Source organism: Xenorhabdus sp. KK7.4 (assembly GCF_963876465.1).
In the GTDB taxonomy this organism is placed as follows: Bacteria; Pseudomonadota; Gammaproteobacteria; order Enterobacterales; family Enterobacteriaceae; genus Xenorhabdus; species Xenorhabdus stockiae.
In genome coordinates, this window is sequence record NZ_CAWNQF010000046.1 from 95330 (window position 1) to 110623 (window position 15294).

The 15294-nt window shown below is 40.1% G+C and carries 15 protein-coding genes and 3 tRNA genes; 11 read left to right on the forward strand and 7 right to left on the reverse strand.

Translation table 11 applies throughout. The features are described from left to right. Positions 1 to 174: 174 nt before the first annotated feature. Together phoH and AACS90_RS05290 are read right to left on the reverse strand one after the other, a co-directional pair. On the reverse strand, positions 175 to 972 hold the full coding sequence (phoH, locus tag AACS90_RS05285; RefSeq protein WP_099121994.1) for a phosphate starvation-inducible protein PhoH: 798 nt from the start codon (positions 970 to 972) through the stop codon (positions 175 to 177). A 396-nt stretch (positions 973 to 1368) separates the two neighbouring features. Then, positions 1369 to 2349 carry an endonuclease gene (locus AACS90_RS05290; RefSeq protein ID WP_193757195.1) on the reverse strand — a complete coding sequence of 327 codons (981 nt, stop codon included), beginning with the start codon at positions 2347 to 2349 and terminating at the stop codon, positions 1369 to 1371. 281 nt (positions 2350 to 2630) lie between these two features. Here AACS90_RS05290 and AACS90_RS05295 point away from each other — a divergent pair, with 281 nt between their 5' ends. Further along, complete coding sequence (locus AACS90_RS05295; protein ID WP_099111435.1) at positions 2631 to 2819, forward strand: hypothetical protein; 189 nt, start codon at positions 2631 to 2633, stop codon at positions 2817 to 2819. 141 nt (positions 2820 to 2960) lie between these two features. Here AACS90_RS05295 and AACS90_RS05300 read toward each other — a convergent pair whose 3' ends face one another. The 5 genes from AACS90_RS05300 to adiA form a co-directional block, all read right to left on the reverse strand. Next, complete coding sequence (locus AACS90_RS05300; RefSeq protein ID WP_099121995.1) at positions 2961 to 3350, reverse strand: nuclear transport factor 2 family protein; 390 nt, start codon at positions 3348 to 3350, stop codon at positions 2961 to 2963. Positions 3351 to 3463: 113 nt separating this feature from the next. Beyond that, entirely contained in the window at positions 3464 to 3901 is a 438-nt protein-coding gene (locus AACS90_RS05305) for a universal stress protein (protein ID WP_099111437.1), read from the reverse strand. 172 nt (positions 3902 to 4073) lie between these two features. Then, a complete protein-coding gene (locus AACS90_RS05310; protein WP_099111438.1) occupies positions 4074 to 4502 on the reverse strand; it encodes a universal stress protein in 429 nt (142 codons plus the stop codon). A gap of 271 nt (positions 4503 to 4773) precedes the next feature. Continuing rightward, the gene (gene adiC / locus AACS90_RS05315) at positions 4774 to 6102 is read right to left on the reverse strand and encodes an arginine/agmatine antiporter (protein ID WP_099121996.1); all 1329 of its coding nucleotides are present in this window, start codon (positions 6100 to 6102) and stop codon (positions 4774 to 4776) included. Between the two features lie 3 nt (positions 6103 to 6105). Further along, a complete protein-coding gene (gene adiA / locus AACS90_RS05320) occupies positions 6106 to 8388 on the reverse strand; it encodes an arginine decarboxylase (protein ID WP_099121997.1) in 2283 nt (760 codons plus the stop codon). 445 nt (positions 8389 to 8833) lie between these two features. Between adiA and AACS90_RS05325 the strand changes: the two genes are divergently transcribed. The 10 genes from AACS90_RS05325 (at position 8834) to AACS90_RS05370 (ending at position 15280) form a co-directional block, all read left to right on the forward strand. Then, the gene (locus AACS90_RS05325) at positions 8834 to 9442 is read left to right on the forward strand and encodes a histidine phosphatase family protein (RefSeq protein WP_099121998.1); all 609 of its coding nucleotides are present in this window, start codon (positions 8834 to 8836) and stop codon (positions 9440 to 9442) included. Positions 9443 to 9635: 193 nt separating this feature from the next. Then, positions 9636 to 10421: a thioesterase II family protein gene (locus AACS90_RS05330; RefSeq protein ID WP_193757191.1), complete on the forward strand. Its 786-nt coding sequence runs from the start codon at positions 9636 to 9638 to the stop codon at positions 10419 to 10421. 110 nt (positions 10422 to 10531) lie between these two features. Beyond that, on the forward strand, positions 10532 to 10906 hold the full coding sequence (locus AACS90_RS05335) for a hypothetical protein (RefSeq protein WP_099122000.1): 375 nt from the start codon (positions 10532 to 10534) through the stop codon (positions 10904 to 10906). Between the two features lie 134 nt (positions 10907 to 11040). Further along, complete coding sequence (locus AACS90_RS05340) at positions 11041 to 11442, forward strand: GFA family protein (protein ID WP_099122001.1); 402 nt, start codon at positions 11041 to 11043, stop codon at positions 11440 to 11442. 323 nt (positions 11443 to 11765) lie between these two features. Then, the gene (uvrY, locus tag AACS90_RS05345) at positions 11766 to 12407 is read left to right on the forward strand and encodes a UvrY/SirA/GacA family response regulator transcription factor (protein ID WP_099111615.1); all 642 of its coding nucleotides are present in this window, start codon (positions 11766 to 11768) and stop codon (positions 12405 to 12407) included. A gap of 46 nt (positions 12408 to 12453) precedes the next feature. Further along, positions 12454 to 14286 carry an excinuclease ABC subunit UvrC gene (uvrC, locus tag AACS90_RS05350; protein WP_099122002.1) on the forward strand — a complete coding sequence of 611 codons (1833 nt, stop codon included), beginning with the start codon at positions 12454 to 12456 and terminating at the stop codon, positions 14284 to 14286. Positions 14287 to 14342: 56 nt separating this feature from the next. After that, on the forward strand, positions 14343 to 14891 hold the full coding sequence (pgsA, locus tag AACS90_RS05355) for a CDP-diacylglycerol--glycerol-3-phosphate 3-phosphatidyltransferase (RefSeq protein WP_099122003.1): 549 nt from the start codon (positions 14343 to 14345) through the stop codon (positions 14889 to 14891). A 142-nt stretch (positions 14892 to 15033) separates the two neighbouring features. Next, positions 15034 to 15109: transfer RNA gene (locus AACS90_RS05360), tRNA-Gly, on the forward strand. A gap of 4 nt (positions 15110 to 15113) precedes the next feature. Further along, positions 15114 to 15187, forward strand: a tRNA-Cys gene (locus AACS90_RS05365). 6 nt (positions 15188 to 15193) lie between these two features. After that, a tRNA-Leu gene (locus tag AACS90_RS05370) sits at positions 15194 to 15280 on the forward strand. Positions 15281 to 15294 lie beyond the last annotated feature (14 nt).

Sequence of the window (15294 nt, forward strand, 5' to 3'; positions counted from 1 at the left end):
TCAATAGCAATATTTTTATATTAGATATTTGATTTAGTTATTCGGGTTCTTTCTACAAATATTTAACGGCTTCATAATTGCAACATAATATAGAAAGCAATAAATGAAGCCGTTCTGTTGAGCTACATATCCTTCACCCTTTCAATTACTCTTCTGAGCAATCTTTATTCTCAATTAGACTGGAGAACTATAAGCCTGCAATGCTTTTTGACATAACTTAGAGCGCACACAATCTTCCTGAGAAAAATGAATTACACCAATTACTTCATCATTAAAAAAACGTTCCAGCGCATCTGCCAGCCCTGATTTGCTACAGTCCGGTAAATCGCACTGGCTGATATCTCCATTCACAATAACAGTTACGTTTTCTCCCAACCGGGTTAAAAACATTTTCATTTGATTAATCGTCACATTTTGTGCTTCATCAAGGATCACAAACGCATTTTCAAATGTCCTGCCACGCATATAAGCAAAAGGAGCTATTTCGACTTTTCCAATTTCAGGACGAAGACAGTATTGCAAAAACGATGCGCCCATACGTTTTAATAACACCTCATAAACTGGGCGGAAATATGGCGCAAACTTTTCTGCCACATCGCCCGGCAGATAACCCAAGTCTTCTTCCGCCTGCAATACCGGACGTGTCACGATGATTTTATCAACCTCTTTATTAATCAGTGCATCTGCTGCCATTGCTGTACTGATAAACGTTTTGCCACAACCCGCTTCACCATCAGCAATAACCAATTGTTTATTCTTGATAGCGCGCATGTAACGGTACTGCACTTCATTGCGTGGGCGAATTTCAGAGGTATCCCTGTTTTCACGTGCCATTCCAATCGCTTCTACTCCGCCAATCTGTACTAATGAGGTAACGTTATTATCATTGCGATAACGAGACTGACGCATATCTTTTTTTAGCATTCTCCTGACTTCGCGGCGAGATTTCATCACTGCTTTTTGTCTACTCATAGTCGCACACCTTATCGTTGGCTTCACACTTGCGGTGTTCTATCACCGATATAGAATAACTGCGTTATATTGAATAGAAGTGAGCTCCCTTTTCAGCTCATTAAGACCCATAAAAAAACCGGTGATGAGACAACCGCCTTTCTGTTGGCAGTTCGGTCTTCATCACCGGTTCACTTCCTGACTGAATTGTAATTGTTTCAGTATCTGTCATCGGCATTCCTCGCATATCCGCTTTACCGTAACCAGACTAAATTTAGCGGACTATGATGTCAGTATAATGACAATCTTTTATTTATGACAAGGTAACAATTTAAATTTTACTGAAACATTTTTTAACTTTTGATTGATAAATCACAAAGCAACAAAAACATAAAATAACAACTCAGCCAGTGTTAATTATTTTTTACAATTAGCGGCTAAATGATACCCGGCTTTCTGGGCTTCAGATTCCGAACGAAAATAAACCGCATTTTTCTCTGAAGTGGTTTTATACCCTGAGCAATGAGAAAGATGATATATCATGCTATTTTTATTCCCTTTAATCGCTTCATTTGCAGTTGATTTAGTCACTGAAACCGGTTCGGATATTGACCGTACAGCATTTACATTTCGGCTATCAGTTTGCCCGGTAACCCCCTGACCTGAATTTTTATGCCCTAACTGCCACTTTTTGCTTCCAGTAACGAATGGATTGTGGTGCCCCATAATCCGGGCGATACGATTATCTCTTTCACGCTCCCAGGCTTCCACAGGATATTGCCGATCCCAGGCCATCATTAACTGCTGCTGCTGACGCGACATTGTCAGGTTATAGCGATCATGCATATAGAAATAGACTCTGGCAACCATGCCTTTCACTTTGTCACGCGGTTCAAACAAACGTGATTTAAAATCAACTTTACTACTACAGGCACCATACATATTGGGCAGATTTTTGGCAGCCATTCCATACCCTAAATTGCTGCGATCCCCATTTACTTCGCCAATAGAAGGGGCCAGATTATGCAGATCCGATTCTATTACGCGAAATGCCGGGTCACTATCAACACAGTTTTTTCTCCCGCCATTCTGCCAGCATTGTCTCTGATGACCGAATACCCATGCTGGTACAATATGCTCCCACTCGATGCGTTCAGCTCGGTTTTGCTGCGACCTTACATGATAGTTACATGAAGGCAAGTCAACGCGTCCGCCACTTTTACCAACCCATTGCCAGTCACAGCCACAATACAAAGTACCAACACCTGACTTTTCCAGCCCTGCATAAACATATTTTCGTGATTCGACTTTAGCCTGTTCAAAGTTGGCCGGAGCACTCCATGCGTTAAAAGATACAATTAACCCAAAAAATAAAAGATAATTTGCCCAAAGGCGAATATTATTGCTCAAAATAATACCTATTGACTTGTTGTATAATACCAATCTGTTATCCTGCCTGAATAGACAAATAAATGACACATTTTTTATGTTTCGAATCTTACTTAATTTTTATTATAGAGTCAGTTTGTTATTTTAGTTTGTCAAAACCAATATCACTTAATTCATCGAATAAGTTAATTTATTACAACTTTAAAGGCTCAAATACCTTGTTTATTAAGCTATTGCACTCAATTTATTTGGGTAAAATTAAATCAACTTTAGAATATTTAATACTATAAATGACAATTAACACTAAAATTGAACAGCTTGAACACGAGCTACTGGATGTTGTAAAAAAATATTCAGGAAATGAAGAAGTTACAATTAACACGATTAATACTTCAGAAAACAACTTACAAATTCAGGTTATCATCGCAGGTAAAAATCAGTTAGATATTACTTTAAATTCATTTTCTGATGAACAATGACTACATTACATGTCTGAAAAATAAGCAAAGGGAACCATCGTTAAATTAATGGCTCCCTTTATTGCTAATCTGTTAAAATTAATTAATACTTAAAACTGACATAATAAAAGTTAAGCAATATTAAAGTTACAATAACTAATATTATTTCCTAGACCCCAAATCATCATCCTGTTCATCACCGATGAGTTTTCTGGTCAGTTCATAGCAATGGGTAATTTTGCCTTCGCTAAGCTGGAACCTGGCAAACACTTCAAATTCCGCATTAGTTCCATCTTTTTTAACTACCTTGACTCGATGATGGGTATGAACATTATTTCCATTTTCCGCTACGGATAAGATATTAATATTCGTACTTATTAAAGCTTCTTTTAATACGTTAATATGTGAAACAAAATCATCGAAGAGAAGCTCATTGCCATTGGCTACCTGAATATAATCATGAGAAAAATAGCTTTCAATATCTGAAGTAGTAACATTATCTGTTTCAAGCATATATTTTAAAGCACTTACCACAACAGTAGAATAAGACATAGTATACCCTTCCATAAACATAAGAAAAAATAATATTTACTGCCATTTACTATTAACCCCGCCAGATAAAAATATCTGCCGGGGTTAATGAATAAATATTCGTGCAACTTAGCTTAACGAACAACTAATACGGAAATATTCGCGTACCCCACGATCCCCGATGCATTAGAACCCAATAGATGAGTTGAAATATCAGGCCTGCGTGAACCGACAATAATCAGATCAGCCCCGATTTCACGGGCAGTAGAGAGTACTTTATCTCTTGGTGAGCCAAAGGCGACAGAAAACGATACTTTATCCTTCGGTAAGTTGATTTTTTCTACAACTTTTTTGAGTTCCTCTTCGGAATTTGCAATGGCTTTTTTCGCAAAGGCGCTCAGTAAATCATAATGATAGCTATAGCTTACAGAAAATCTCGAAATATCAGGCACCGAGTGAAACAGATGAACCTTTGCATCAGAAATTTTTGCCAAAAACTCCGCATGCTTGAGTGCATTGTCAGTCAGGTGATCTTCAGCAATATCTATTGGAACCAAAATCGTTTTATACATATTTACTCCCCTGTAATCGAATATTTCCCATCGTTTTCCAAGCCGTAGACTTTTTCTGACTACATTTTGGAATGCGTGGGGTATAGCCGCTATACCATTACGTTTTTACAATTAGTGAAACCACAACAAAAACCACTAATAGCCGCTAAGCTGCAACAGTTAATTCAGATAACTACCTCACAACCAATACGGACGTCTTCGCATATCTGACGACTGCCGCAGAGTTGGACCCCAGTAAATGAGTGGTAATATTCGGCCGCCTTGAACCAATCACAATAAGATCAGCGCCCAGCTCATCGGCCGTGGCAGTGATTTCATCTCTTGGTGAACCAAAAGCAATAGAGTAACTAATACGCTCAGCAGGTAGATCAATGGAAGCAACCAGCTTACCCAGATCCTTCTCAGCAGTAATAGTCGCTTTATCTTTAATTTCCATATAGCCTAATGCGTAAGCATTAATAATCGCGGATGAAATGGGCAATACATGTAAAATATGTAATTTAGCACCTGTTTCTCTGGCTATGTTAAGCGCGCAGTGAACAGCTTTGCTTGTCAGTTCATCCTCAGAGATATCTACCGGTAATAAAATAGTTCTGTACATAATGCACGCTCCTATTAACTCAACTACCTAAATTAGCTGATTCTACGAGTATATTAAGATCCGGTACTACTTACTGTGAGTTGTCTAACAACTCAACATCTTAGGGTTAAACCAGGCTAATAAACAAATAGTTATATTCAGTGGATTTCAATATGAATTGGGGTTCTATATCCCCCAGCCTGCAATATATTGTATTAGCGAAATCAGTTTAGCCTAAAAAATAAAACAAAAAAGGTGCTGATATGCAGCACCTTTTTAAATATAAATTAGGTTAATCTTTTTTCTCTAACGGAAAAGGAGCCGGGTGTTTCGTATTGTAGTTAAAAGTATACATAGCTGTGATGACCATCATAGCCACCAGCGTCCAGACGACTTCTTTTGCACCTGTACCCACTACAGCCCAGATACAGTAAACAAAGGCGATAAATGTAATCACAATATAACGCCCTTTTTCCTGACCAAAATGGCCGTGACCAAGTAACAATAACGCAGCACAGGTATACAGATAAGGTATCAGGGTAAAAATCACTGAAACAGATGAAACCAGACTGAATTCTTTTGCCGCATTAGGCGAAATACTGCTGAATTGGACAACAGTCATTAAAACACCCAGTATCAACAGACCTACTACCGGTGTTCCGGCTTTGTTCACTTTAGCAAAGACTTTAGGAAATAAACCATCATCAGCTGCGGCTTTTGCCGTCTGACCAGCAAGCAATGTCCATCCCCCCAATGACCCCAGACAGCCAGCTGCTGCACAGAATGCCACGATTGCGCCGGCTGTATCCCCCAGCGCCAGACGGGCAGCATCACCAAATGGCGAAGATGAAATAACCAGACTCGCATTCGGGATCATTCCCATAATCACACTACTGGATAAGACATAACACACAGCAGCAATTAATACGCCACCAATCGTGGCAATCGGTACATTTCGCTTGGGATTTTTAACGACACCAGCAGCAACTGAGGCACTTTCAACACCGATAAAAGACCATAATGTTACGTTTAAAGTACTTTGAATGGCGCTAAACGTGTTCATACCGCTGACGTTCCAGGCATCCATATAGGTTGAGCCGTTGAACCAGAACCAGCCAAATACAGCAACGGCGACAATCGGGATCAGAGCCAGAGTTGTCGCAACCGCCTGAACTCGGGTAATGACATGAGGGCCAATAATATTCAGGAAAACAAATATCCACAGTATTGCTATACAGGTAAATGTTGAAATAACCGGATCTTTCAGAATAGGAAAAAAGTAGCTGATATAACCTACTCCAATCACAACCATCGCGATATTACCAATCCAGCAGGCCAGCCAGTAAAGAACGTTAGTCTGATAACCTAAAAATGGCCCGAAAGCTCTCCTCGCATAAGCATAAGAACCTCCGGGGCTATCATCCAGTGAAGAGATCTTGGCATAGACAATGGATAACCCGACGGCACCAATGATAGTAACCAACCATCCAAGAATCGCTATTCCTCCTGTTGCCGCCAGACTCGCCGGCAGCAGAAAAACGCCCGATCCCATGATATTTCCCGCTACCATCAATGTAACGGGAATCAAACCCACTTTTGTTGATTCCGCAACTGTAGCCATAATTTATTTTCCCTTACGCTTTACGCACATAACGTGGTAGATACCATTAATGATTTCCGTCCCTTCCGTTTCATGCTCAAAGCCGGGAAATTCATGATCCCATTTTTGCAATGCATGCAGATAGCTAATCTGCGGACTGTTTTTATCACCGAAGTTTTCCCCTGACATCAGCATAGGAATACCGGGTGGATAAGGAATAATTGAGTTCGCGGCAATACGATGAGGAAGTTTATCGAGCGCGACCAATTCCACATCATTGGTCACAATCGCCTGATAAGCTGCCCTGGGTATCATGTCAACTTCAGGCAGCATCGCGTATGCCTGATTCAGTTTCTCACCCGGGTTATTTTTGTGTAAGTAAGCGAACATTTTATCGCCCAAATCTCTTACCCCTGACGCACTATAGACATCCGGATAGTCATGGACTAAATCAGGTAATACCTTACTCAAAGGTGTATTAGCATCATAATGATGTTTGAATGAAAGCAGGGTATTAAGTAACGTGCCCCATTTCCCTTTGGTAATCCCCATTGAAAACAGGAACATGATCTGGAAATCTGTAGTGCGCGTCGGAACGATGCCATGCTGGCTTAACCATGCTGTCACCAGTGCTGCCGGCACCCCCTGTTTCAATAGCTTGCCGTTGTCTCCCATACCCGGCGTGAGGATACTGACTTTAATGGGATCAAGCATACTCCAGTCATTCGGCAAATCTTCAAACCCGTGCCAACTGTCACCGGGGTTCATCGTCCAGCAACTTTGTTTTGTGGCCAGTAAATCCCGCGGAGCATCTGCAAAAAGCATTTTCTTACCTGTAGCAGGATCTGTCACTTGCTCCTGATTCCACGGTTTAAAGAACCAGTCACCTTTTTTACTGAAATCCCGATACAAACGTGCTAATGCCTGACGAAAATCGACTGCTTCTTCAATAACTTCCTGAGTAAGCGAATAACCACTGTTGCCATCCATCATTGAGGTAGCAATATCATTTGAAGCACAGATCGCATACAGAGGTGACGTTGTCGCATGCATCATATAGGCTTGGTTAAATCTTGAAAAATCAATCGGATTACGACCATCACGCACATGGATAAAAGAGGCCTGCGATAGTGCATTCAATAGCTTATGGGATGAATGTGTGGCAAAAACGGTTGGCCCTTTATGTGTTTTGGGGTCACCCCGCATAGCATAATGATCATGATAGATAGGATTAAAACGGGCATAACCGTACCATGCTTCATCAAAATGGATTCTATCAACGCTTTTATCCAGCAGGTTTTGTACATGTTTGGCGTTATAGCAAACACCATCATAAGTACAGTTTGTCACCACAGTGTAGACAGGCTTTTTCTTCACCATATCTTTGGTCAGCGGGTTCTGTTTCAGCTTTTTCTGGAGTGTTTTTGTCTCCATTTCCTGCGGATAAATCGGGCCGATAATGCCGTATCGATTACGGCTCGGTAACATATAAACCGGCTTTGCGCCTGTCAGGATCAGCCCCTGTTCAATGGATTTATGACAGTTACGGTCAATAATAACGATATCGTCTTCTGTCATACAGGCCTGCATAATAGTTCGGTTAGAACCTGATGTTCCGACTACAACAGAATACGAATGATCGGCACCAAACACTCTGGCTGTATTTCTTTCACTCTCGCCGAACGCTCCGGTGTGATCCAGCAATGATCCCAAAGAAGATCGTTCAATTCCCATATCAGAGCGAAAAAGATTTTCTCCATAATAATCATGGTAAATACGACCAACAGGCGTTTTATTAAATCCTACGCCTCCCTGATGCCCGGGTGCCGCCCATGAATATTCATAGATTTTTCTGTAATTCATCAAAGCTGACATTAATGGCGGCAATAATTGCTGACGATAACGGTGCATCGCGGCAATAGCCCTGCCCGTAATAAAATCTGAGGAATCTTCAAGTATCCATGCGAATTCAGTTAATTGCTCCAGCATCACATGATCCAGTAAAAAGACCGCCTTTTCTCGATCACTTAATAAGAATACCGGTACACCTTCCTGACGCTCAAATAACTTATTCAGTAATTTTTGGATTTGCTGATATAAATCATCATCCATCAATGCACAACTGACCATTAAGCAATCAATGGGTTCATTAGCAGCAATTATCGTGTAGCTATCATCAAAAGAATCCGCAATAACAACTTCAACATCCCGTTCAATTAATTTATCTGCCAAGCGATGTATTGCGTTTTCAATATAATGACTATGATGCTTTGTACCCACCTCATTTTTTGCTATCAATACCTTCATGACGTTTTTCCTTATTCTATCTTTACACGAAATAAAAAATAGACTTAGTATTCTCTGGCGGTTGCCCATAGGATGGTTGACACAATCAGGAAAATTAAACGGCTGTTATCACTTATGGTCTTGCGTCAATTTGTTCACAGTGCTGTATGAGCCGTAACATCAATATTGATGAGTTAATCACATTAGATAACTATTTGTGAGCATATAAGATTTTGAGTTTAAAATTACTTTGATTAAATATAGTGGCTATTTTTTATAGTGCAATTCAGCAAATCCTATCCAATTAATCACCATTAATAATATAAAAAGTGAAAATATAAACAAAAATCTGGTAATATTTATCTTTTAAGACCTATATGAAATTAGTTATTTTCCTAATTTATTACAGTATTAATTCATTTTATTTATAGATAAATTTAGTGATATTGAATGTAAGGAAGAAATAATGCGCATCATTGCAATACGGCATGCAGAAACTCAATGGAATATAGAAAGAATTCTTCAGGGACGTCTTGATAGCCCTGTGACTGAAAATGGTTTCCGACAGATAAATTCATTATTATCAGCAATAAAAGATTTTCCCATCAGCAAAGTGATTTCATCTTCTTCCGGTCGAGCCTGTACGACAGGTCAGGTTTTAGCAGATTATTTCGGCTGCGGGATGGAAATTAATGAAAATTTATGTGAACAAAATTTTGGGATATTAGAAGGACTACCCTTTGAACAGGCGGATTATCACTATCCCGACATTACATCACGGCTTTTTGCCGGAGATCCAACGGTAACTATACCTGAAGGCGAATCTACAATTGAAGTAGCACAAAGAGCCATCAGTTACATACAAAGTCTGGCAACAAATAATAGTAATGATACGGTATGCTTGGTTACACATGGCCGTACTCTGCAATACCTGTTATGGCAACTAAAAGGCGGTAATTTACAAGAAAAAACAACACTATATAGTCACCAAAATTGTAGTTACTCTGTTATTGAAGTTAAAAATGAGAGAATTCATGTGGTGCGCTGGGGTGTTGCAACGCATTTATTAAAATAAAAACATAATTGTAGAAACATCTTCGCTGCCCTGTTTCATAAAACCTCAGGACTATAACAAAAAACCCTAAAAGCATTGTATTTTAATATTCGATAGTATGTTCCAAAGACAGTAGCTTTCTGTTAATGAAAATACAGAAATAATGAAAGTCCTTTATTTTAAGGTATCTAAAAAATAACAATGGGATTCTATTGTGCACAACGAATACTCGCCATACTTTATCAATCTCAGTCAGGTTTTTAACCCGGAAATCAGAATATTTTGCTTCCCTTATGCTGGGGGTAGTAACTCAACTTTTGTGCCTTTTGCCAGAAAAATCACAGAAAATGTTGAGTTTTTAGTCAGCCAGCCTCCGGGTAAAGGGGCTAGGTTCAAAGAAAAACCTTATGACAATATGCAAAACCTGGTTGAGGATATATATACCAACATCAAGCCTCTGTTAGATAAGCCATATATATTTTTAGGGCATAGCTTAGGAAGCCGGGTAGCTTTTGAACTGTTAAGAAAAATCGCTGCAGAATCATTGCCATTACCCATTGAATTTATTGCTTCCGGCAGCAGAGGGCCGCAGGTTTCTGCCATTCGCAAACCAATAAGTTCATTAAACGACAAAGAATTTGCAATTGCATTGAAGGATTTCGGCCGCGTAAATCAGCAAATTCTTGAGAACGATGAGTTACTCTCGCTGATCTTACCTGCCATAAAAGCAGATTTTAAGATTTCAGAAGAGTATTACTATATCGGAGCAGAATCTTTCGCTTGCCCCTTGACAGTATTTGGCGGAACAGATGACCCGCTGGTAGCTGAGCATGAACTTTATTCCTGGTTTGATTTATTCGAACAGGATAAAAATGTTATTTTGTTTCAGGGCCGTCATTTCTTTATTGATGATAATCATGATCTGGTTATTGATGCTCTATCAAAGATAATTCATTCCAAAATATCCAGACGACCATTTAAAACCTTATCAGGTAATTAAAACGATACAAAAATTACGGGCTTCACATTATCTGTGTGGCCCGTAAATTAATATTGATAAAAATAAAAACCAACGTACAATTATAAAAATTTATTGGTGGAGGCCCCGGCATGGAAAAATTTACTGATAAATTAATTAGTCTGGATCGCTTTCTTCTGCGAATACTTCGTTTCCTTTTTCATGCGCTAGCTATTTTTTTAATTGGCATTATTCCCGGTGTATTAGGTTTTTTCCTCATTGAAAGCCATGCAATTCCTGATGCACTGTTAAATTCTGTTTCAATGATTGGCACACAGACCCTGCATATACAACCAACCAGCACACTGGGGAAATATTTCGCTGCTATTTATGGGTTATTTCTACAGGCTATCTTTTTTATTGCCGTCGGATTAGTAGTGACGCCATTCGTTCACCGTATTCTTCACAATTGGCATATTGATGATGGTGATGAAAACGATAATAAAGAAAAGGAAAATAATCCCTAATACTTTCTCTTTATGATTTAATATCAATAATTGTGATAAATATGACATATTCAACAAAATAAATAATTAAACAACGGCTGTATTTGATATAGAATTTTATTACTAATATTTATCTAAAACACATAGGTAATACAATGAATAAAGGTCGCTGTTTGTGTGGTGCAGTAGAAGTAAAAACCAACGATCCTATTGATACTATCAATGCATGCCACTGTAAAACATGCCAGAATTGGGGCGGAGGACCATTTCTCTCTGTAGAGTGTAAAAATAATTTACAGATAACAGGAGATGAAAACATTGCAACTTACCCCTCTTCAGAGTGGGCAGAACGCGCTTTCTGTAAAAAATGTGGAACTCATCTTTTTTATCACCTGCATCATCCCAGTACTTATTATGTCCCAGTAGCTCTATTTGAAAATAGTGATTCGGGAAAATTATCCAATCAAGTATTTATCGATAGCAAGCCCAGTTATTACAATTTCGTTGAAAAAACACCAATGCTAACTAAACAAGATATTCTTAACTTGTTTAGTTAATTATCATTATGAGGGGAAACTCCCCTCATAATAATTATCAATTTCAATACTCACGTAAAATTCATATTTTCCCTTCCCAGCTGAAATCAGCATAAATAGTTTTCATCGCAAACAAATTTTGTGAAAATAATTATTTCTATATTTATTTTGTTGATATGTAACAATTTCTTTCTGTTTCTTGCTAATACCAGTATAATGTTGCCCTTATTAGGTAAAATGTTTTATACCCGATGGATTCCAAGCGATGGCAGTCATGTTGCAACTTGGAAAACAGTGGGTGACTTGAAAATCGAAAGTAGGTGTTACGTTGGTGGAGAAGTTGTTTGATTAATGTTTTGTTAGTTGATGATCACGAACTGGTTCGCATTGGCGTGAAAGGCATACTTGATGATGTACGGGGAATTAAAGTTATAGGTGAGGCCGGTAGCGGAGAAGATGCTATTAAATGGTGCAGATCCAATAGCACAGATGTTGTTATGATGGATATGGGAATGCCCGGCATAGGAGGCCTTGAAGCTGCGAAAAAAATAATTCGCTATTCACCTGATACCCGGATCATTATGTTGACCATCCATACCGAAAGCTCTCTACCCACAAAAGTTATGCAGGCCGGTGTCAGGGGTTATTTAAGTAAAGCCGCTACACCTCAGGATATGATCAACGCTATCCGGAGTGTTTATGCCGGGCAACGCTATATTTCTCCTGATATCGCCCAACAAATGGCCCTCGATCAGCTATCTCCACAAAAAGAGAACCCATTGGATGATCTCTCTGAACGAGAATTGCAGATCATGACAATGATCACTCAGGGCAAGAAAGTGAATGAAATATCAGCACTCCTTAACCTGAGCCCGAAAACTGTTAATAGCTATCGCTATAGAATGTTCAACAAATTAAATATTAAGGGTGATGTAGAATTAACCCATATAGCAATACGCTGTGGTTTACTTGATGCCCCAATATGATAAATCATAGTGGATGATAAAATGAGTCAGTGATGGGTGGTAAATCGTGGCAGAGCAATTTGATTCAAAAACATTTTTAAAAACAGTAACCAGCCAACCCGGTGTTTATAGAATGTATGATGCAACCGGGACTGTGATTTATGTCGGCAAAGCTAAGGATTTAAAAAAACGGCTTTCCAGCTATTTTAGGGTGCAGGTTAGCAGCCGAAAAACAGAATCTTTGGTGAAAAATATCGCTCAGATTGATGTCACTATCACCCATACAGAAACAGAAGCTCTGCTGCTTGAACATAACTACATCAAGCTTTACCAGCCTCGCTATAACGTATTGCTCCGAGACGATAAATCTTATCCTTATATTTTCTTAAGTGGTGATACCCATCCTCGCCTGACTCTATATCGCGGAGCCAAACATGCTAAGGGAGAGTACTTTGGTCCATTCCCAAACTCCCACGCAGTACGTGACGCATTAGCACTTCTGCAAAAATTATTTCCCATTCGTCAGTGTGAAAATAGCGTATATCGCAATCGTTCCAGGCCTTGCCTGCAATACCAGATTGGTCGCTGCCTTGCTCCGTGCGTCAAAGGATTTGTCACAGATGAAGAGTATCAGCAACAAGTAGAATACGTTCGTTTATTTTTGTCTGGTAAAGATCAACAGGTACTGTCTGAACTCGTTAAAAGAATGGAAAACGCAAGCAAACAGCTTCACTTTGAAGATGCAGCACGCTACCGCGACCAGATTCAGGCTGTGCGACAAGTCACAGAACGGCAATCTGTCTCCGGCGAAGGAGATGATTTGGATGCTATCAGTGTTGCCTTTGAAGCAGGCATGGCATGCGTTCATGTTCTATTTATCCGGCAAGGTAAAATTCTTGGGAGCCGGAGTTACTATCCTAAAATTCCTACAGATACCAAATTAGATGAAGTCGTACAGACTTTTCTCGGGCAATTTTATCTTCAGGGTAGCCAGAACAGAACATTACCAACCGCAATCTTACTGGACTTCTCACTACCGGAAAAAGAGTTGCTGGAAAACTCTCTTTCTGAATTATCCGGCAGAAAAGTACATATCCAGCCCCGTCCCAGAGGGGACAGGGCTCGTTACCTCAAACTGGCACGCACCAACGCTGCTACTGCATTAACAACCAGACTTTCCCAGCAATCGACAATTCATCAGCGTCTGGCAGCACTTGCTGAATTTGCAGGTATAGGAAAAATCCGCCGGATGGAATGCTTCGACATCAGCCATACTATGGGAGACCAGACAGTTGCATCCTGTGTCGTATTCGACAGTAATGGCCCTTTACGCTCAGAGTATCGGCGCTATAACATAAACGGAATCACCGCAGGAGATGACTATGCTGCAATGAATCAGGTATTACGCCGTCGATACAGCAAAGCTATTGATTCAGCAAAAATCCCTGACATCATCTTTATTGATGGTGGTAAAGGTCAGTTAAAGCAGGCAATAGAAGTCTTTCACTCGTTAGACGTTGAATGGGATAAAAGGCATCCTAAACTTATTGGCGTAGCCAAAGGCAGTGACCGCAAAGCCGGGCTGGAAACGCTATTTTTCTCCATAGAAGATGAAGGAATAGCACTTCCTCCTGACTCACCTGCTTTACATGTCATTCAACATATACGTGATGAGTCTCACAATCACGCAATTACAGGTCATCGCCAGCGTAGGGAAAAAGCAAAAAAGACCAGTACACTGGAATCTATCGAAGGAATCGGACCAAAACGTCGGCAAATGCTGTTAAAATATATGGGAGGGTTACAACCTTTACGTAATGCAAGTGTTGAAGAGATCGCAAAAGTACCATCTATCTCTTATTCACTGGCAGAAAAAATTTATAATGCGTTGAAACACTAAGATTCTTGATGCACCATACCGATAAACTTCACTTGGCCAGATAGTTACTAAGCATTATGCAATTAAATATTCCAACATGGCTTACTCTATTTCGTATTGCCTTAATCCCATTCTTTGTTTTGGCTTTTTACCTGCCTTTCCAATGGGCGCCGATGTTATGTGCCATCATCTTTGTGATCGCTGCGGCGACAGATTGGTTTGATGGCTTTCTTGCCCGTTTATGGAAACAGACAACACGCTTTGGCGCATTTCTGGATCCTGTTGCTGATAAAGTCATGGTAGGCACTGCATTAGTACTGGTGGCAGAGCATTATCATACTTGGTGGATAACATTACCGACAGCAACCATGATTGCGCGAGAGATTATCATCTCATCCCTTAGGGAATGGATGGCGGAATTAGGAAAACGTAGCAGTGTCGCTGTCTCATGGATGGGTAAAGTAAAAACAACGGCACAAATGGCAGCATTGGTTGCTTTGCTATGGCGTCCAAACGCTGAACTTGAAATCAGTGGTTTCATCTTATTATACGCTGCGACAATCCTGACATTCTGGTCAATGTTTCAATATTTAAGCGCCGCATGGACTGATTTGCGCGAAAGTTGATCCAAATGATGCAAAAACCATCGAACGAACGAGTTTTATAAATAATTGTGTTGACTCATTTCGGGAAATAAGTAGAATGCAACGCATCGAACGGCACATGAGGTTTACGAAATAAGTTAAGTAAATCAAGCGGTTTGAAAAGGCGGGAATAGCTCAGTTGGTAGAGCACAACCTTGCCAAGGTTGGGGTCGCGAGTTCGAGTCTCGTTTCCCGCTCCAAAAAGGCGCGTTGGCAGAGTGGCCATGCAGCGGATTGCAAATCCGTCAACCTCGGTTCGACTCCGGGACGCGCCTCCAAATTTAGCCCAGGTGGTGAAATCGGTAGACACAAGGGATTTAAAATCCCTCGGCTGTAAGGCTGTGCGGGTTCAAGTCCCGCCCTGGGCACCAAATTAAAAACCACT

What these genes read in the sequence shown, in the direction of transcription:
- AACS90_RS05295 (WP_099111435.1), top strand. Translation starts at nt 2,631, where the DNA reads ATGACAATTAACACTAAAATTGAACAGCTTGAACACGAGCTACTGGAT.
- AACS90_RS05340 (WP_099122001.1), top strand. Translation starts at nt 11,041, where the DNA reads ATGAATAAAGGTCGCTGTTTGTGTGGTGCAGTAGAAGTAAAAACCAAC.
- AACS90_RS05300 (WP_099121995.1), bottom strand. Translation starts at nt 3,350, where the DNA reads ATGTCTTATTCTACTGTTGTGGTAAGTGCTTTAAAATATATGCTTGAA.
- adiC (WP_099121996.1), bottom strand. Translation starts at nt 6,102, where the DNA reads ATGGCTACAGTTGCGGAATCAACAAAAGTGGGTTTGATTCCCGTTACA.
- AACS90_RS05335 (WP_099122000.1), top strand. Translation starts at nt 10,532, where the DNA reads ATGGAAAAATTTACTGATAAATTAATTAGTCTGGATCGCTTTCTTCTG.
- AACS90_RS05305 (WP_099111437.1), bottom strand. Translation starts at nt 3,901, where the DNA reads ATGTATAAAACGATTTTGGTTCCAATAGATATTGCTGAAGATCACCTG.
- pgsA (WP_099122003.1), top strand. Translation starts at nt 14,343, where the DNA reads ATGCAATTAAATATTCCAACATGGCTTACTCTATTTCGTATTGCCTTA.
- adiA (WP_099121997.1), bottom strand. Translation starts at nt 8,388, where the DNA reads ATGAAGGTATTGATAGCAAAAAATGAGGTGGGTACAAAGCATCATAGT.
- AACS90_RS05310 (WP_099111438.1), bottom strand. Translation starts at nt 4,502, where the DNA reads ATGTACAGAACTATTTTATTACCGGTAGATATCTCTGAGGATGAACTG.
- AACS90_RS05325 (WP_099121998.1), top strand. Translation starts at nt 8,834, where the DNA reads ATGCGCATCATTGCAATACGGCATGCAGAAACTCAATGGAATATAGAA.
- phoH (WP_099121994.1), bottom strand. Translation starts at nt 972, where the DNA reads ATGAGTAGACAAAAAGCAGTGATGAAATCTCGCCGCGAAGTCAGGAGA.